A 15,796-nucleotide genomic window follows, 5' to 3' on the forward strand; every position below is an offset into this window, starting at 1 on the left:
CCCCGAGAGCTGGGCGGGCCGGCGCCCCTCGAAGCCCTCCATGCGCACCATGCCCAGCGCGCGGCGCACCTTCTCCTCGCGTTCGGCCCGGCCAATGCCGCGCACCTCGAGCGGAAAGGAGAGGTTCTCGGCCACGCTCATGTGCGGAAACAGGGCGTAGTTCTGGAACACCATGCCGATGCCGCGCTTGTGGGGCGGCACGTCGTTGATGTTGCGCCCCTTGAGGCGGATCTGCCCGTGCGTCGCCGTCTCGAAGCCCGCCAGCATCATGAGCGTGGTCGTCTTGCCCGAGCCCGAGGGGCCGAGCATGGTGAGGAACTCGCCCTTGGGGATGGTCAGGTTGAGGTCCTTCACCACCAGGGTGCGGCCGTCATAGCTCTTCTGCACGCGTTCGAACTCGACGAAGGCCTCGTCGGGTCTGGTCTGGTTCAAGGCAGGGCTCCCTGTGGGCACTGGCTTTGCGCTTCTTCTGGAGGAGGGCTTACGCCAAGCGGCCCACCGGTTGCAACCGGGCGGGCGGCGACGGCGCGGCCGATAGCGATCTTGTGGTCGCCCCGCGGGCAGGAGGCCACCGGACCGGGCGGCGGGCGAACGGATGACGGGCTGCGAAGGCGGTGAGGGAGAGGAGCCGGGCCACCGGCCCGGTTGGTGCGGTTGAGAGGACTCGAACCTCCACGGGTGTTACCCCACAGCGACCTCAACGCTGCGCGTCTACCAGTTCCGCCACAACCGCACCGACTGGCGAGGGGGCGTATAGAGGGGCGGGGGGGGCCGCGCAAGGGGCTCCGCACGGGGCCGCCGCGGAAATCCCGAGACCTTTGACAGGCGCGCGCGGCGGGGCGATGAGGGCGCATGGTCGAATGGATCACGAGCGCGGAGCCGGTTCCCTACGAGGAGGCCGTCGCCGTCATGGAGGCCCGCGCCGAGGCGATCGCGCAGGCCCGGGCCCCCGAGGCGGTCTGGCTCCTGGAGCATCCGCCGCTCTACACGGCGGGCACGTCCGCGCGCCCGGAGGACCTGCGCGACCCGCACCGCCTTCCTGTCCATTCCAGCCGCCGCGGGGGGCAGTACACCTATCACGGCCCCGGACAGCGGGTCGTCTATGTGCTGCTCGACCTGAACCGGCGGGGCCGCGACGTGCGCGCCTTTGTCCGCGCGCTCGAGGCCTGGACGATCGACGCGCTGGCCGAATTCGGCCTGCGCGGAGAGCGGCGCGAGGGGCGCGTGGGCATCTGGATCGTGCGGCCCGACCGGCCGCCGCGACCCGACGGCACCCCGCGCGAGGACAAGATCGCCGCCATCGGCGTGCGGCTGAAGCGCTGGGTGAGCCTGCACGGCCTGGCGATCAACGTGGAGCCGGACCTCGAGCACTTCACGGGGATCGTGCCCTGCGGCCTGCACGAGCACGGGGTGACATCGCTTGTGGATCTCGGTCTGCCCGTGGGCCTGGGGGATCTCGATGCGGCGCTGCGGCGGACCTTTGCACGGCATTTCCCCGACCCCTCCCGGGGCTGAGGCCGGTGTGCTGCGGCACCCCCTGCGACGCCGTTCCGCATCCGCCTCGCCTTGCCTCGGCAGGGGGCGGCGGCTAAACCGAAGCGCGACAGACAGGGGTCCCGCCGCGCCCCCGACCGACCACCCCCAGGGGAGAGCCCAATGGCCGACGCCGCCATCCACCACGAGCACCACGACCAGCGGGGCTTCTTCACCCGCTGGTTCATGTCCACGAACCACAAGGACATCGGCATCCTCTATCTGTGGGTTTCGGGGTTCCTCGGCTTCATCGCCGTGGCCTTCACCGTGTACATGCGCATGGAGCTCCAGCATCCCGGCGTGCAGTACATGTGCATGGAGGGGATGTTCTTCTGGCCGCAGGACCCGGCCAACTGCACCCCCAACGGGCATCTGTGGAACGTCCTCATCACCTATCACGGGGTGCTGATGATGTTCTTCGTGGTCATCCCGGCGCTGTTCGGCGGCTTCGGCAACTACTTCATGCCGCTGCAGATCGGCGCGCCGGACATGGCCTTCCCGCGGCTCAACAACCTGTCCTTCTGGCTGTTCGTGGCGGGCGCGTCGCTCGGCGTGGCCTCCATGCTGAGCCCCGGCGGCGACGGCCAGCTCGGCGCGGGCGTGGGCTGGGTGCTCTATCCGCCGCTCTCGACCTCGGACGCGGGCTACGCGATGGACCTTGCGATCTTCGCGGTGCACCTGTCGGGCGCCTCGTCGATCCTGGGCGCGATCAACATCATCACCACCTTCCTCAACATGCGCGCGCCCGGCATGACGCTGTTCCGGGTGCCGCTGTTCGCCTGGTCGGTCTTCGTGACCGCCTGGCTCATCCTGCTCGCGCTGCCGGTGCTGGCGGGCGCGATCACCATGCTGCTGACCGACCGCAACTTCGGAACGACCTTCTTCCAGCCCGAGGGCGGCGGCGACCCGGTCCTCTACCAGCACATCCTGTGGTTCTTCGGTCACCCGGAGGTGTACATCATCATCATCCCCGGCTTCGGCATCATCAGCCACGTCATCGGGACCTTCTCCAAAAAGCCGATCTTCGGCTACCTGCCGATGGTCTGGGCGATGATCGCGATCGGGGTGCTGGGCTTCGTCGTGTGGGCGCACCACATGTACACGGCCGGCATGTCGCTCACCCAGCAGACCTACTTCATGCTGGCGACCATGGCGATCGCCGTGCCCACGGGGGTGAAGATCTTCTCGTGGATCGCGACGATGTGGGGCGGCTCGATCGAGTTCAAGACGCCGATGCTCTGGGCGCTGGGCTTCCTGTTCCTGTTCACCATCGGAGGCGTGACGGGGATCGTGCTGAGCCAGGCGCCGCTCGACCGCTATTACCACGACACCTACTATGTCGTGGCGCACTTCCACTACGTGATGTCGCTGGGCGCCGTGTTCGCGCTGTTCGCGGGGATCTACTTCTACATGCCCAAGATGACGGGCAAGATGTTCCCCGAATGGGTCGGCCGGACGCATTTCGCGCTGTTCTTCATCGGCGCCAACCTGACCTTCTTCCCGCAGCACTTCCTGGGCCGGCAGGGGATGCCGCGGCGCTACATCGACTATCCCGAGGCCTTTGCCACCTGGAACTACGTCTCCTCCATCGGGGCCTATCTCTCCTTCGCCTCGTTCCTGTTCTTCATCGGCGCGCTGTTCTGGGTGCTGGCGCGCGTGCCGCGCACGGCACCGGCCAATCCCTGGAACGAATGGGCCGACACGCTGGAATGGACCCTGCCCTCGCCGCCGCCGGAGCACACCTTCGAGACCCTGCCGCGGCGCGAGGACTGGGACAGGAGCCACGCCCATTGAGGACCCCATGCCCTATGCATGGCTGACACGACCCAGCGCGGCCCCGGAGCGATCCGGGGCCGCGTCCGCTTCGCCCCCGGCGGCCGTCCTGCGGCTCTGGCCCCACCGGTCGCTGCCGCTGCGCGGCTTTGCCGGCTTCATCGGGATCACGGCGGCGCTTCTGGCCGTGCCGCTCCTGCCGGTGCTGGGATCGCCCGTCCTGTGGGGATTGCTGCCCTTCCTGCTGGCTGCGCTGGCCGGCCTGTGGTGGGCGCTGCGGCTTTCCTACCGCTCGGGCGAGGTGCTGGAGGAGCTGCGGCTCTGGCCCGACCGGATCGAGCTCGAACGCCACGATCCCTTCCGGCCGCCGCGCCGGTGGGAGGCCAACCCGCACTGGGTACGCACCGCCATCCACCCGACCGGGGGGCCGGTGCCGCATTACCTGACCCTGACCGGGGCAGGCCGCACGGTGGAGATCGGGGCCTTCCTGAGCGAGGAGGAGCGGCTCGCGCTGCGGCCCGAGATCGAGGACGCGCTGGCCCGGCTCCGCTGAGCCGGCCTCAGCCGCCTCCGAGCCGCGCCTTCACCAGGCCGCCCGCCCGCCCCATGTCGAGCGCGCCGGCATGCCGTTCGCGCAGCAGCGCCATCACGCGGCCCATGTCGCGCAGGCCGCTGGCCCCGCTGTCGCGGATCGCGGCCTCGACTGCGGCCTGCGCCTCGGATTCCGACAGCGCGCGGGGCAGGAATTCCTCGAGAATGGCGGCCTCCGCCTGTTCGCGCGCGGCCAGATCGGGGCGGCCCGCCTCCTCGAAGGCGCGGGCGCTGTCGCCGCGCTGCTTGACCATCCTGACCAGAACGGCCGTCACTCCGTCATCCCCCACCGGGGAAGGCTGCCCCTCGCTGCGGGCAGCGATGTCGCGGTCCTTGATCGCGGCCGCCGCCATGCGCAGCACGGCCGTGCGGCCTGCGTCGCGGTCGCGCATCGCGGCCTTGAGCGCGGCGTCGATCCGTTCGCGCAGGGACGGCTGGTCCGGGGTCATCGGCGATCCTCCCCGCTCTCCATAGGGCCCCTGCCCTCTTCTCCGCAAGCGGCCCGCCCGACGATGCCTTGACCCCTGCCCCCCCTGCCCTTAGGGCTCGCGCCGATCCGCCGGAGGTCCCCCATGCCCGCTCTCCGCCCCACCGCCTGTCTCGCCCTGGCCGACGGAACCGTGTTCTACGGCCGCGGCTTCGGCGCGACGGGCACGGTGACGGCCGAACTCGTGTTCAACACGGCCATGACCGGCTATCAGGAGATCCTGACGGACCCCTCCTATGCCGGGCAGGTCGTCACCTTCACCTTTCCCCATATCGGCAATGTCGGCACGAACCCCGAGGACGACGAGGCGGCCGAGCCCGTGGCGGCCGGCGCGGTCGTGCGCTGGGACCCGACCGAGCCCTCCAACTGGCGCGCGGCCGAGTCCTTCGGCGACTGGCTGGCGCGCAAGGGGCGCATCGGCATCGGGGGCGTGGACACGCGCCGCCTGACCCGCGCCATCCGCCAGCAGGGTGCACCGCATGTCGCCCTCTCGCACGATCCCGAAGGTCGCTTCGACCTGGAGGGGCTGGTGGCCGAGGCGCGGGCGTTCCGCGGGCTCGTGGGCCTCGACCTCGCGCGGGGGGTGACCTGCGCGCAATCCTACCGCTGGGACGAGACGCGCTGGGCTTGGCCGGGCGGCTTCGGACGGCAGGCCGAGCCGCGCTTCCGCGTCGTCGCGCTCGATTACGGGGCCAAGCGCAACATCCTGCGCTCGCTCGCCTCCGTGGGGGCGGAGGTCGTGGTCCTGCCGGCCACCGCCACTGCGGCCGAGGTCCTCGCGCACGAGCCCAACGGCGTGTTCCTGTCCAATGGGCCGGGCGATCCGGCCGCGACGGGGGAATATGCCGTGCCGATGATCCGGTCGGTGCTGGAGCGCGCGGACCTGCCCATGTTCGGCATCTGCCTCGGGCACCAGATGCTCGCGCTCGCGCTCGGGGCGCGGACGGTCAAGATGAACCACGGCCATCACGGCGCCAACCACCCGGTCAAGAACCTCGAGACGGGCCGGGTGGAGATCACCTCGATGAATCACGGCTTCACCGTGGACGCCCAGACCCTGCCCGAGGGCGTCGTCGAGACGCATGTCTCGCTCTTCGACGGGTCCAATTGCGGGCTCCGGGTCGAGGGCCGGCCGGTCTTTTCCGTCCAGTATCACCCGGAGGCCAGTCCGGGGCCGCAGGACAGCGCCTATCTGTTCGACCGTTTCGCCGAGGCCATGGCGGCGCGGCGGGGCGAGGGCACCGAAGGCCGTTAACGGGTTCTTAACCATCGTGGCGCCAGGCTGCGCCCCATGCGGGGAGCAGCCACCGATTCGGGCCCGAGGCCGGCAGCGGCGCCACTCCGGTCGTGGGGGCAGGTCGATCCGGTCGTCCTGCCGCCGGAGGGCGCGCTTGCCGGGGCGGTCGATCCCGTGCTGCTGCTGCGGGAGGGCCTGCTGCCCTGGCGCCGCTCGGGAGCGGTCACGGTCGTGCTCGCGGCCGATCCGGGGCGGGCGCAGGCGCATCTGCCGCTGCTCGCGCGCGAGCTGGGCCCCGTCCGGCTGGCGGCCGCGGCGCCCGACCGGCTAGCCGAGGCCCAGCGCCGGACCCTGGGGCCCCTGCTCGCCCGCGCCGCCGAGGAGCGTTGCCCCCCCTGGGCCAGCTGCCGGACCCTGCCGCGCCGGCGCCTTCTGGCCGTCCTCGCGCTGGCGGCCGGTCCGGCGGTCGGGCTGGCCGTCACCGCACCGGCCGTCTTGGTTGGCCTGCTCACGGGCTGGACGCTGCTGACGCTCGCGCTGCTCGCCGGGCTGCGGGCTGCCGCCCTGATGGCGACCCTGCGGCGCGACCGCACGGATGCCGGGGCCGAGGTGATCCCGTCGCGCTGGCCGGTCGTGTCGCTTCTCGTGCCTCTCTACCGGGAACAGGCGGTGGCCGGGCATCTGCTGCGGCGGCTCGGCGCGCTCGACTATCCGCGCGACCGCCTGGAGGTGCTCCTGATCCTCGAGGACGACGACCCCGTGACCCGCGCCGCGCTCGGCGCTGCCGTCCTGCCGTCCTGGGCGCAGGTCGTGGAGGTGCCGGAGGGCCTGCTGCGCACCAAGCCGCGAGCGCTGAACCACGCGCTGCGCTTGGCCCGGGGCACGATCGTCGGGATCTACGACGCCGAGGACGTGCCGGCCCCCGACCACCTGCGCCGCGTGGCCGCCCGCTTTGCCCGCCGCGGGCCGGAGGTCGCCTGCGTCCAGGGCGTGCTCGACTACTTCAACGCGCGCCGGAACTGGATGGCGCGCTGCTTTGCGCTGGAATACGCGGCCTGGTTCCGCGTGCTCCTGCCGGGGCTGGCGCGGCTGGGATGCCCCGTGCCGCTGGGGGGCACGACGCTGTTCCTGCGGCGCGAGGCGCTGGAGGCGGCGGGCGGCTGGGATGCCCACAACGTCACGGAGGACGCCGATCTGGGCCTGCGTCTCGCCCGGCTGGGCTACCGGACGGAGATCCTGCCGATCGTCACGGAGGAGGAGGCGAATGCCCGCCCCTGGGCCTGGATCCGCCAGCGCAGCCGCTGGCTCAAGGGTTATGCGGTGACCTATGCCGTGCACATGCGCGACCCGGCGCAGCTGTGGCGCGAGATGGGGTCGCGCGGCTTCTGGGCGGTGCAGATCCTGTTTCTGGGCACGCTGAGCCAGTTCGCCCTGGCGCCGCTCCTGTGGGCGCTCTGGCTGGTGCCGTTCGGGCTGGCCGTGCACCCGCTGGGCGGGGCGCTGCCGGAGCGGGCGCTGCTCGCGGCCTCGGGGCTGTGCCTTCTGGCGACCGTGCTCGACTGGACCGTGGCCGGACTGGGGGCGCGGCGGGCGGGCAAGGCGGGTCTCTCCCTCTGGGCGCCGACCCTGCCCCTCTACTTCGCGATGGGCACGTTTGCGGTCTGGCGGGCGCTGGCGGAGGCGGTGCTGTGCCCCTTCCGCTGGGACAAGACCGCGCATGGCCTCGACATGCCGACGCTGCCGCGACGCGGCGCGGCGCCCTCGCCGCCGGTCACTGGGCGGCCTGCGCCCTGGCGGCGTCGAGCTTGAGCCGGGTCGTGAAGGCGCGGCTGATATGTTCGCGCAACGCGCGGTCGGCAGCCTCGCCGTCACCCGCCTCGATCGCCCGCACGATGGCGTCGTGCTCCTCGATCGTGCCGCGGCCGCGCCCCTCGGCCGCAAGGGAGGTGGAGGCGAGCAGCACCATGCTGCGATGCACGAGGTCGAGCTGCTGGACGAGAAAGCGGTTGTGCGAGGCGAGGTGGATCTGGCGGTGGAAGCGCCGGTTGGCCCGGCTGAGAGCCTGCGGGTCGCCCACGAGGGCCCGGTCGGCCTCGAGCATGTCGCGCAGGACGCGCACCTCCTCGGGCGTGGCATGGCGCGCGGCGAGGCGGGCGGCGAGCCCCTCGAGTTCGCTGCGCACGACGTAGAGTTCGGCCAGGTCGTTGTGGTCGAGCGAGGCCACGATGAGCGAGCGGCCGTCCCGCACGAGCAGCGACTGGGTTTCCATCCGCTGGAGCGCCTCGCGGATGGGCGTGCGCGAGACGCCGAACCGCTCGGCCAGCTCGCTCTCCACAAGCCGGTCACCGGGGCGGTAGAGGCCGGCGTCGATCGCCTCGAGGATGAGGTCGTAGGCGTCGCGCGTCTGGTGGCGGGGGTCAGGCATGGAGCGTCCGCGTCTGGAAGGCCCATCCTACCCCCGGAGTCCCGGCATGCAAGGCGGTGCGGCCCCGGGGGTCCGGCAGGGCCGCCGATCCGCGTGCAGCGGGCTTTCCGGGACGGTCGCAACGGCCTATGTCGCCCGTCATGGACAGGGTGGACATCGTGGTGGCGGGCGGCGGGGCTGCGGGCCTCGCGGCGGCGGCGGCCTTCGGGACGCTGGGCCTGAGGGTGGTCTGCGTCGATCCGGCGCCGGAGGACGGCCCGGACCCGGCGGGCGACCTGCGCACCACCGCCATTCTCGCGCCCGGCCGCGTCGTCCTGGAGGGGGCCGGCCTGTGGGAGGGGATCGCCAACCATGCCACACCGCTGCGCGTCATGCGCATCGTGGAGGCGGGCGGGCCCCGGCCGGTCCGGCGCGACTTCGTCGCGGGCGAGCTGGGCCGCACGGAATTCGGCTGGAACGTCCCCAACCGCATCCTGCGGCGCGCCTTCGCCGCGCGCCTCGCGGCCCTGCCGGGCGTCGATCTGCGCCGCGGCGTGGGCTTTGCCTCGCGGCTCGCGGGGGCGGAGGAGGTCGTCGTCGGGCTGACGGACGGACGCCGGGTCGCGGCGCGGCTGCTCGTGGGGGCGGACGGGCGCCACTCCGCCGTGCGGGCGGCCTGCGGGATCGGGGCGCGGGTGCTGCGCTACGGACAGAAGGCGCTGGTCCTTGCCGTCTGCCACGAGACCCCGCACGAGGGCGTCTCGACCGAGGTCCACGCGCGGGGCGGCCCCTTCACCCTGGTGCCGCTGCCCGATCACGAGGGAAGCCCCTGTTCGGCCGTGGTGTGGATGACGGACGGTGCCGAGGCGCGGCGCCTGCTGGCCCTCTCCCCCGAGGCCCTGGCCGAGGCGGTCAACGCGCGGTCGGCCGGAGTGATGGGGCCCCTGCGGCCGGTGGGGCCGGTGCAGGCCTGGCCCGTCGTCACCCTGACGGCCGACCGGCTGGTGGCGCGGCGCACCGCGCTGATGGCCGAGGCGGCCCATGCCGTGCCCCCCATCGGCGCGCAGGGGCTCAACATGAGCCTGGCCGATCTGGGCGCGCTGGTCGCGCTCGCGCGCGAGCGGCCGGGGGGGATCGGCACCGACGCATGGCTGCGCGACTATGCTCGGATGCGCGAGCCCGACATCCGCCTGCGGGCGGCCGGGATCGACCTGCTCAACCGCGCCTCGATCGCAGGGGCGGCGCCGCTGCGTCTGGCGCGGGGGCTCGGGCTGCGGGCGATGCACGATCTGGGCGCGGTGCGCCGGGGGCTCATGCGGCTGGGTCTCGGGCTGGACCGCCCCGGCTGACGCATTGCCCTCGGGTCCGCGGCGCGCTAGACGGCCCCGGATGCCGAAGGCCAAGGGGGCAAGGGAATGCGCGTCTTCTACGATCGCGACTGCGACGTGAACCTCGTCAAGGATCTCAAGATCGCGATCCTGGGCTATGGCAGCCAGGGCCATGCCCATGCGCTCAACCTGCGCGATTCCGGTGCCCGCCAGGTCGCCGTGGCGCTGCGCGAGGGCTCGCCCTCGCGGGCCAAGGCGGAGGCCGAGGGGCTCAAGGTCATGGGGATCGAGGAGGCGGCCGCCTGGGCCGACCTCATCATGTTCACCATGCCCGACGAGCTGCAGGCCGAGACCTACCGCAAACACGTCCACGATCACCTGCGCGAGGGGGCGGCGATCGCCTTTGCCCATGGGCTCAACATCCATTTCGGGCTGATCGAGCCGAAGAAGGGCGTGGACGTCATCATGATGGCGCCCAAGGGGCCCGGCCACACGGTGCGCGGCGAATACGTCAAGGGGGGCGGCGTGCCCTGCCTGGTGGCGGTGCACACCGACGCCTCGGGCCGGGCCAAGGAGATCGCGCTGAGCTATTGCGCGGCCATCGGCGGCGGCCGGTCGGGGATCATCGAGACCAATTTCCGCGAGGAATGCGAGACCGACCTGTTCGGCGAGCAGGCGGTGCTGTGCGGCGGCCTCGTGGAACTCATCCGCATGGGCTTCGAGACGCTGGTCGAGGCGGGCTACGAGCCCGAGATGGCCTATTTCGAGTGCCTCCACGAGGTGAAGCTGATCGTGGACCTGATCTACGAGGGCGGCATCGCCACCATGAACTACTCGATCTCCAACACGGCCGAATACGGCGAATACGTGTCGGGACCGCGCATCCTGCCGCGCGAGGAAACCAAGGCCCGCATGAAGGCCGTGCTGGAGGACATCCAGACGGGCCGGTTCGTGCGCGACTGGATGGCCGAATGCGCCGTGGGCCAGCCGATGTTCAAGGCCACGCGGCGGCTCAACGACGAGCACCAGATCGAGAAGGTGGGCGAGAAGCTGCGCGCCATGATGCCCTGGATCGCCAAGGGCAAGATGGTGGACCGCGCGCGCAACTGAGCGCGTCGGTCCGGGCCGCCCGCGCGGGGCGGCATCCCTGTGTCCGGGCATGTCCGCCCCTCCCTGTTCCGAGCGGGGCGCCGGGGATTCGGCGCCCCTTCTGCCGTCAGGATGGGGCCGAAAGGTTAACAAAACCTTGGGGCACCGCGCGCACCAGGGGCGATTCGCGCAACACCCCCCCTGCCCTAGAGCGACCCCGCGCCCTGATGGGCGGCCTTGGTCAGGCGCGCCGCGATCTCGTAGAATTCCTCGGGCGCGTAGTCGGGGGTGAAGGCCGAGGGCTGGCCCACGAGGTCGTGGATCCTGCCGCCGTCGGGGGGACCCTCGATCACCTCCAGATCGCCCGGCGGGTCGTCGGGCAGCGCCGTCTCCCCCTCCCAGACGCCGCGGATCTCGGTGTAGTCGGAGGGGCTGAAGGTGTAGAGGCGGCGGTGAACCCCCTCCTCGAGATACTTGCGGCATTCGGGAATGCGGTCGGTGGGGATGTTGGGCGTGGGCAGCATCTTCTCGATCGAGACGCCCGTGAGCTTCTTGAGCGCGAGCGCGTAGGCATGGGCGTGCACCCCCCCGCGCACGAGGAGATAGGCGCAGACCTCTCGTCCCGTGGGGTCGGAGAGGGATTCATAGACGCGCAGCTTGTGCAGGCGCGCGCCGCATTCGAGGTGGAAGTTGTGCAGAAGGTCGAACACCACGTTGCCCGTCGTGGTGATCATGTCCTTGTTCCAGCTCAGCCCGTTGGAATCGACCGGCACGGCGCCGCCCCCGTGGCTGAAGAAGCCGGCGGCGAGCCGGATGTCCGTCATCCCGGCAAAGGGCGCGCCGGAGATGTCGCCGCCGTCGCCCGTGTCGGCGCCCTCGGCGTCCGGGCCGTGGGCGATCATGGCGGCGCCGTTCGAGACCAGCTCGACATGGCCCACCTCCTCGGCGGTGATGGCGGCGACGAGGCCGTAGAAGGGCCGCAGCTTGGACTTGGAACGGAAGTTGAAGCTCTGGAACATGTAGTTCCCGAGCGTGCTCATCTCGCCGTACTTGCCGCCCAGCAGTTCCAGAAGGGCGGCGGCGGCGTCGGGGTCCTGCTTCTTCGGGGCGGGCAGCTCCACCTGGAGCCGGTCGATGCGTAGGAACATGGGTGCCTCCCTGCTGTGGCAGGAAGGCAACGGCCCGGCGGCGGGGCTGTTCCCCCGGGAGGGGAATGCGATCGGCGGACCCTTGCCGGGTCAGGCCGCCTGCTCGACGGCGGCGACGATCTCCTCGAGCACGGCGGCGAGCAGCGCCTCGTCCTCGGCCTCGGCCATGACGCGGATGAGCGGCTCGGTGCCCGACTTGCGGATGAGGAGGCGGCCGTGGCCGTTGAGCCGCGCCTCGGCCCCGGCGATGGCGGCAGCCACAGCCGGCGCGGCGAGGGGCTGACGGCCCGGCGCGTAGCGGACGTTGCGCAGCATCTGCGGCACCGTCTCGAACTGGTGCAGCAGGCGCGAGGCGGGCAGGCCCGTCTCGGTCATGGCGGCCAGCACCTGGAGGGCGGCGAGAAGGCCGTCGCCGGTGGTGGCGTAGTCGGTCATCACGATATGGCCGGACTGTTCGCCGCCGAGGTTCCAGCCGCCCTGGCGCATCGCCTCGACCACGTAGCGGTCGCCGACCTTTGTGCGCTCGAGCCGCAGGCCGCGGGCGGCGAGGAACCGCTCGAGCCCCAGATTGGACATGACGGTGGCCACCAGCGTGCCGCCGCGCAGGCGGTCCTCCTCGGCCCAGCGGGCGGCGAGGAGCGCCATGAGCTGGTCGCCGTCGGCCACCTCTCCGGTCTCGTCGATCAGGATGACGCGGTCGGCATCGCCGTCGAGGCAGATGCCGAGATCGGCGCCGTGGGCCACGACCGTCTCGGCCGCGGCGCGGGGGGCGGTGGAGCCGCAGCCCTCGTTGATGTTGAAGCCGTTGGGGGCGGTGCCCACGGGGACGACCGTGGCGCCGAGCTCCCACAGGATCTCGGGGGCGACGCGGTAGGCGGCGCCGTGGGCGCAGTCGATCACCACCTTGAGCCCGCGCAGGTCGCGCCCCTTGGGGAAGGTACCCTTGAGCCGCTCGGCATAGCGGAAGCGGCCGTCGTCGATGCGCTTGGCCCGCCCGATCCCGTCGGCGGGGACGGGCTCGGCGCCCTCGTCCATCAGCGCCTCGATGGCGGCCTCCGCCTCGTCGGAGAGCTTGTAGCCGTCGGGGCCGAAGAACTTGATGCCGTTGTCGCGGTGGGGATTGTGGGAGGCGGAGATCATGATGCCCACATCCGCGCGCATGGACGTGGTCAGAAGGCCCACGGCGGGCGTCGGCACGGGGCCGAGCAGCAGCACGTTCATGCCGGTGGAGGTGAGGCCCGCGGTCAGCGCGTTCTCGAACATGTAGCCCGACAGGCGGGTGTCCTTGCCGATGACGACCCGGTGGCCGTTGGTGCCGTCGTTGCGGAAGAAGCGACCCGCCGCCGCGCCCAGCCGGAGCGCCGTCTCGGCCGTCATGGGCCAGGCATTGGCGGTCCCGCGCACCCCGTCGGTGCCGAAAAGCTTGCGTCCCATCCTCACGTCCCATCCTGCGCCGCCTCGAGCCCGAGGAACACCCCGAGCGCCTGGCGGGTCTCGTTCACGTCGTGCACGCGGATCACCTGCGCGCCCTGCCTCGCCGCGTGGAGCGCGGCCGCCACGGAGCCCGCGACCCGGTCGCGCGGGGCCGCGGCACCCCCGAGCGCCCCCACGAACCCCTTGCGCGAGGCGCCCACGAGCAGCCCGCAGCCCAGCCCGTGATAAAGCGACAGCCGCCGCAAGAGGGTCACGTTGTGTTGCAGAGTCTTGCCGAAGCCGAGGCCCGGGTCGAGCAGGACCCGCGCGCGGTCGATCCCCGCCGCCTCGGCCGCCGCAAGCCGTTCGGCCAGCGTGTCGAACACGTCGAGCAGCACGTCGCCGTAGCGCGGGTCGTCCTGCATCGTCTCGGGCGTGCCCTGGGCATGCATCAGGCAGACCCCCTCGGCCCGGGCGGCCACGGCGGCCATGGCGGGGTCGAAGCGGAAGGCGGAGACGTCGTTGACGATCGCCGCCCCGCGGGCGAGGGCGGCCGCGGCCACCGACGCCTTGCGCGTGTCCACCGAGAGGGGCAGGCGGGTGGCGGCGCGGACCGCCTCGAGCGCGGGCAGCAGGCGCGCGGCCTCCTCGGCCTCGGGGACAGGGCGGGCGCCGGGGCGCGTGCTCTCGGCGCCGAGGTCGAGCGCGTCGGCGCCTTCGGCCTCCAGGCGGCGGGCCTGGGCCAGAGCGGCCTCCCTCCCCTCGTGCAGGCCGCCGTCCGAGAAGCTGTCGGGCGTGACGTTGAGGATGCCGAGAAGGCGCGGCCGGTCGAGACGGAGGCCCGCGACGGGCGGGCGCGGCGCGGTCAGGCGGTCGAGCCAGGGGGAAGGCACCTCCGCGGCGGGGACGATCTCGGGCGCCTCGCCGCGGGCCAGGCGTTCGGCGCGATCGAACCAGAGGGGACCGCCGGCGAGGGGCAGCGCGCCGCGCGGGCGCGCGGGGTCGGTCATCGGGATGGGGCGCCAGTAGGCGCTCATGCCGGCCAGCCCCGAACCAGCGGGGGATCGTCGGGCCGGAGGGCTTCGGGAAGCGGGGCGTCGACGACGCGCAGCTCGCGCGCGCCGAGCAGGCGGGCGAGCCAGAGCGCGAGCGCCGGGCCGCCCTCGGCCGGGGGGGGCTCGACGGCATCGAGCACCATCTTCGAGGGCGCCCAGACCGCGCGGTGGCCGCGCCGCAGCGCCCAGTCGAGTTCGGTGCGGGTGGCGACCACGGTGGCGCGCGGGTCGAGCGAGGCGAGCGTCCAGGCCGCCATGTCGAGGGCGAGCAGCGCCACGCGCCGGGCCGCCGCTGCCGTCGCCGCCGGCGGCAGGCGCAGGTCGGGCGCCCCCGCGCAGAGCAGGAGCGGACCCTCGGCCGAGGCGGCCAGACGGTCGAGACGGAGGGCGAGGTCCGGGGGCGGATGGGCCACGAACAGGATGCGCGGGCGCGGCGCGAGCGCGGCACCCCCGGAGGGAACGGAGCCGCGGATGCGCACGATCTCGACACCCAGCGCGCCGGGCAGGCGGTCGAGCTTGTCCACCCGGACATGGGCCCGCGCGGCGGCGCGGTGACGCAGGATGCCGGCGGCGATGCGTTCGGCCAGCGTCTCGAGCAGGTTGACGCGTTCCTCGGCCAGAGCGGCGTCGATCGCCTCGGTCAGGCAGTCGTAGGACAGGATGCGGTCCACGTCGTCCTCGACCGGGCCTTGGCGGTCCACCTCTGCCACGAGGTCGAAGCGCAGCCGCTGGAGGCGGCCGCGCTCGCCCTGGAAGGCGCCGATCTCCACCTCGCGGATGTGGTCGCGCAGGTGGATCCGGTCGGGGGGAAGGGGCGAGGGGTGGTCCTGGGTCATTCCCGGCGAGCCCGTGGCGGCTCCCCTGCCTAGCCCTCCGCCGCAGGCTCGGCAAGGGCGGGAGCCGGGCTCAGTCGGAGGCGTTCGAGGCCACGCGGGTGCCGAGGGGGCGCGTCTCGTCCACATAGAAGATGTGGGCCCCGATCGTCGTGGTCTCGGTGAAGACGGAGGCCCAGTAGGGATTGACCGCCCTGGTATGGTAGAACATCGCCCCGTCGGTGAGGGGACGCTCCGCCCCGTCGAGCATGACGCGCGCCACGCGCCCCACGGCGGCCCAGGCCCGACGGTCGCGGATCGTGTCGGGCCGGCCGTCGCAGTAATAGCTGAACTGGCACATGTGGAGCTGGCCGGTCCCCTGACGCACCACCGCGCAGACCGTGTCGGGATACCAGCGGCTGTCCACCCGGTTGAGGATCACCTCGGCCACGGCGATCTGTCCGCGGAGCGGCTCGCCGCGGGCCTCGTGGTAGAGGGCCTCGGCGAGGCAGCGCCACTGCGGGCCGCCGGTCGGCTCGGCCCGGGCGATCCGGTCCTCGATCTCGGTCACCGGATCGAGGGGTCGTGCCGCCACGCCGCGCTCGGCCGGAGGCGGCAGGGCCAGATCGCCGAGGCCGACCGCCGCGCCTGCCCGCTCCTGGCCGAGCAGCCGCTCGAGGCGGGCCTGCTGATCCCCTTCGGTGGCCGCCACCGTGCCGGCCGCGACCAGGGTCGCGGCAGCCGCCGCGACCATGCACCCGGCGCGCCGGAGAGCGCGCCCCACACCTTGCGTCATTCACCTGTCCCGTCGTTCCCGGCGGATCGGGTCCGCCCCGTGCCGCGGGTCCCTTGTCCCGCGTCCAGTGGGGGGAATAGTTTTTTTGGTTCCGTTGTGTCCACGCCACAGTTTGCCCTCCGGCAAGGGA

At 72.5% G+C, this 15,796-nt stretch carries 15 protein-coding genes and 1 tRNA gene; 7 read left to right on the forward strand and 9 right to left on the reverse strand.

The window, feature by feature from the left end; all coding sequences use genetic code 11:
- Both GT358_RS02915 and GT358_RS02920 read right to left on the reverse strand, forming a co-directional pair.
- On the reverse strand, nucleotides 1–432 hold a 432-nt coding region (locus GT358_RS02915), incomplete at its 3' end, for an ABC transporter ATP-binding protein (RefSeq protein WP_166581094.1).
- 214 nt (nucleotides 433–646) lie between these two features.
- Nucleotides 647–733, reverse strand: a tRNA-Leu gene (locus tag GT358_RS02920).
- A 119-nt stretch (nucleotides 734–852) separates the two neighbouring features.
- On the opposite strand from GT358_RS02920, the gene lipB reads away from it, so the two are divergent.
- The 3 genes from lipB (at nucleotide 853) to GT358_RS02935 (ending at nucleotide 3,859) form a co-directional block, all read left to right on the forward strand.
- Nucleotides 853–1,515 (forward strand): lipoyl(octanoyl) transferase LipB, encoded by a 663-nt coding sequence (gene lipB / locus GT358_RS02925; RefSeq protein ID WP_166581095.1) that lies wholly within the window; start codon nucleotides 853–855, stop codon nucleotides 1,513–1,515.
- 141 nt (nucleotides 1,516–1,656) lie between these two features.
- Nucleotides 1,657–3,327: a cytochrome c oxidase subunit I gene (ctaD, locus tag GT358_RS02930; RefSeq protein ID WP_166581096.1), complete on the forward strand. Its 1,671-nt coding sequence runs from the start codon at nucleotides 1,657–1,659 to the stop codon at nucleotides 3,325–3,327.
- Nucleotides 3,328–3,334: 7 nt separating this feature from the next.
- Nucleotides 3,335–3,859: a DUF2244 domain-containing protein gene (locus tag GT358_RS02935; RefSeq protein WP_166581097.1), complete on the forward strand. Its 525-nt coding sequence runs from the start codon at nucleotides 3,335–3,337 to the stop codon at nucleotides 3,857–3,859.
- A 7-nt stretch (nucleotides 3,860–3,866) separates the two neighbouring features.
- Here GT358_RS02935 and GT358_RS02940 read toward each other — a convergent pair whose 3' ends face one another.
- On the reverse strand, nucleotides 3,867–4,346 hold the full coding sequence (locus GT358_RS02940; RefSeq protein WP_166581098.1) for a GatB/YqeY domain-containing protein: 480 nt from the start codon (nucleotides 4,344–4,346) through the stop codon (nucleotides 3,867–3,869).
- Nucleotides 4,347–4,469: 123 nt separating this feature from the next.
- Here GT358_RS02940 and carA point away from each other — a divergent pair, with 123 nt between their 5' ends.
- Both carA and GT358_RS02950 read left to right on the forward strand, forming a co-directional pair.
- Nucleotides 4,470–5,639 carry a glutamine-hydrolyzing carbamoyl-phosphate synthase small subunit gene (gene carA / locus GT358_RS02945; protein WP_166581099.1) on the forward strand — a complete coding sequence of 390 codons (1,170 nt, stop codon included), beginning with the start codon at nucleotides 4,470–4,472 and terminating at the stop codon, nucleotides 5,637–5,639.
- A 36-nt stretch (nucleotides 5,640–5,675) separates the two neighbouring features.
- Nucleotides 5,676–7,430: a glycosyltransferase family 2 protein gene (locus tag GT358_RS02950; protein ID WP_166581100.1), complete on the forward strand. Its 1,755-nt coding sequence runs from the start codon at nucleotides 5,676–5,678 to the stop codon at nucleotides 7,428–7,430.
- Here the strand turns inward: GT358_RS02950 and GT358_RS02955 are convergent.
- Nucleotides 7,393–8,046, reverse strand: a complete 654-nt coding sequence (locus GT358_RS02955; RefSeq protein ID WP_166581101.1) for a GntR family transcriptional regulator — start codon at nucleotides 8,044–8,046, stop codon at nucleotides 7,393–7,395. The genes GT358_RS02950 and GT358_RS02955 overlap by 38 nt on opposite strands.
- Before the next feature lie 140 nt (nucleotides 8,047–8,186).
- Here GT358_RS02955 and GT358_RS02960 point away from each other — a divergent pair, with 140 nt between their 5' ends.
- Entirely contained in the window at nucleotides 8,187–9,374 is a 1,188-nt protein-coding gene (locus tag GT358_RS02960) for an FAD-dependent monooxygenase (protein ID WP_166581102.1), read from the forward strand.
- A 66-nt stretch (nucleotides 9,375–9,440) separates the two neighbouring features.
- Entirely contained in the window at nucleotides 9,441–10,463 is a 1,023-nt protein-coding gene (ilvC, locus tag GT358_RS02965) for a ketol-acid reductoisomerase (protein WP_166581103.1), read from the forward strand.
- A gap of 185 nt (nucleotides 10,464–10,648) precedes the next feature.
- On the opposite strand, the gene GT358_RS02970 is transcribed toward ilvC, so the two are convergent.
- The 5 genes from GT358_RS02970 to GT358_RS02990 all read right to left on the reverse strand — a co-directional run bounded on the left by GT358_RS02970 (nucleotide 10,649) and on the right by GT358_RS02990 (nucleotide 15,666).
- Nucleotides 10,649–11,590, reverse strand: a complete 942-nt coding sequence (locus GT358_RS02970) for a manganese catalase family protein (RefSeq protein ID WP_166581104.1) — start codon at nucleotides 11,588–11,590, stop codon at nucleotides 10,649–10,651.
- Between the two features lie 90 nt (nucleotides 11,591–11,680).
- The gene (glmM, locus tag GT358_RS02975) at nucleotides 11,681–13,024 is read right to left on the reverse strand and encodes a phosphoglucosamine mutase (RefSeq protein WP_166581105.1); all 1,344 of its coding nucleotides are present in this window, start codon (nucleotides 13,022–13,024) and stop codon (nucleotides 11,681–11,683) included.
- A gap of 2 nt (nucleotides 13,025–13,026) precedes the next feature.
- Nucleotides 13,027–14,040 (reverse strand): dihydropteroate synthase, encoded by a 1,014-nt coding sequence (gene folP / locus GT358_RS02980; protein ID WP_166581106.1) that lies wholly within the window; start codon nucleotides 14,038–14,040, stop codon nucleotides 13,027–13,029.
- Nucleotides 14,037–14,894: a dihydroneopterin aldolase gene (locus GT358_RS02985; RefSeq protein ID WP_166581107.1), complete on the reverse strand. Its 858-nt coding sequence runs from the start codon at nucleotides 14,892–14,894 to the stop codon at nucleotides 14,037–14,039. The genes folP and GT358_RS02985 overlap by 4 nt, the downstream gene beginning before the upstream one ends.
- A gap of 70 nt (nucleotides 14,895–14,964) precedes the next feature.
- Nucleotides 14,965–15,666 carry a cell wall hydrolase gene (locus GT358_RS02990; RefSeq protein WP_243730690.1) on the reverse strand — a complete coding sequence of 234 codons (702 nt, stop codon included), beginning with the start codon at nucleotides 15,664–15,666 and terminating at the stop codon, nucleotides 14,965–14,967.
- Between the last annotated feature and the right edge of the window lie 130 nt (nucleotides 15,667–15,796).

This window comes from Rubellimicrobium sp. CFH 75288 (genome assembly GCF_009904055.1).
In the GTDB taxonomy this organism is placed as follows: domain Bacteria; phylum Pseudomonadota; class Alphaproteobacteria; order Rhodobacterales; family Rhodobacteraceae; genus Rubellimicrobium.

Excerpts from the sequence above, each read along its gene's own strand:
- lipB (WP_166581095.1), top strand. The coding sequence starts at position 853 with ATGGTCGAATGGATCACGAGCGCGGAGCCGGTTCCCTACGAGGAGGCC.
- ctaD (WP_166581096.1), top strand. The coding sequence starts at position 1,657 with ATGGCCGACGCCGCCATCCACCACGAGCACCACGACCAGCGGGGCTTC.
- GT358_RS02935 (WP_166581097.1), top strand. The coding sequence starts at position 3,335 with ATGCCCTATGCATGGCTGACACGACCCAGCGCGGCCCCGGAGCGATCC.
- GT358_RS02940 (WP_166581098.1), bottom strand. The coding sequence starts at position 4,346 with ATGACCCCGGACCAGCCGTCCCTGCGCGAACGGATCGACGCCGCGCTC.
- carA (WP_166581099.1), top strand. The coding sequence starts at position 4,470 with ATGCCCGCTCTCCGCCCCACCGCCTGTCTCGCCCTGGCCGACGGAACC.
- GT358_RS02950 (WP_166581100.1), top strand. The coding sequence starts at position 5,676 with ATGCGGGGAGCAGCCACCGATTCGGGCCCGAGGCCGGCAGCGGCGCCA.
- GT358_RS02955 (WP_166581101.1), bottom strand. The coding sequence starts at position 8,046 with ATGCCTGACCCCCGCCACCAGACGCGCGACGCCTACGACCTCATCCTC.
- GT358_RS02960 (WP_166581102.1), top strand. The coding sequence starts at position 8,187 with ATGGACAGGGTGGACATCGTGGTGGCGGGCGGCGGGGCTGCGGGCCTC.
- ilvC (WP_166581103.1), top strand. The coding sequence starts at position 9,441 with ATGCGCGTCTTCTACGATCGCGACTGCGACGTGAACCTCGTCAAGGAT.
- GT358_RS02970 (WP_166581104.1), bottom strand. The coding sequence starts at position 11,590 with ATGTTCCTACGCATCGACCGGCTCCAGGTGGAGCTGCCCGCCCCGAAG.
- glmM (WP_166581105.1), bottom strand. The coding sequence starts at position 13,024 with ATGGGACGCAAGCTTTTCGGCACCGACGGGGTGCGCGGGACCGCCAAT.
- folP (WP_166581106.1), bottom strand. The coding sequence starts at position 14,040 with ATGAGCGCCTACTGGCGCCCCATCCCGATGACCGACCCCGCGCGCCCG.
- GT358_RS02985 (WP_166581107.1), bottom strand. The coding sequence starts at position 14,894 with ATGACCCAGGACCACCCCTCGCCCCTTCCCCCCGACCGGATCCACCTG.
- GT358_RS02990 (WP_243730690.1), bottom strand. The coding sequence starts at position 15,666 with ATGACGCAAGGTGTGGGGCGCGCTCTCCGGCGCGCCGGGTGCATGGTC.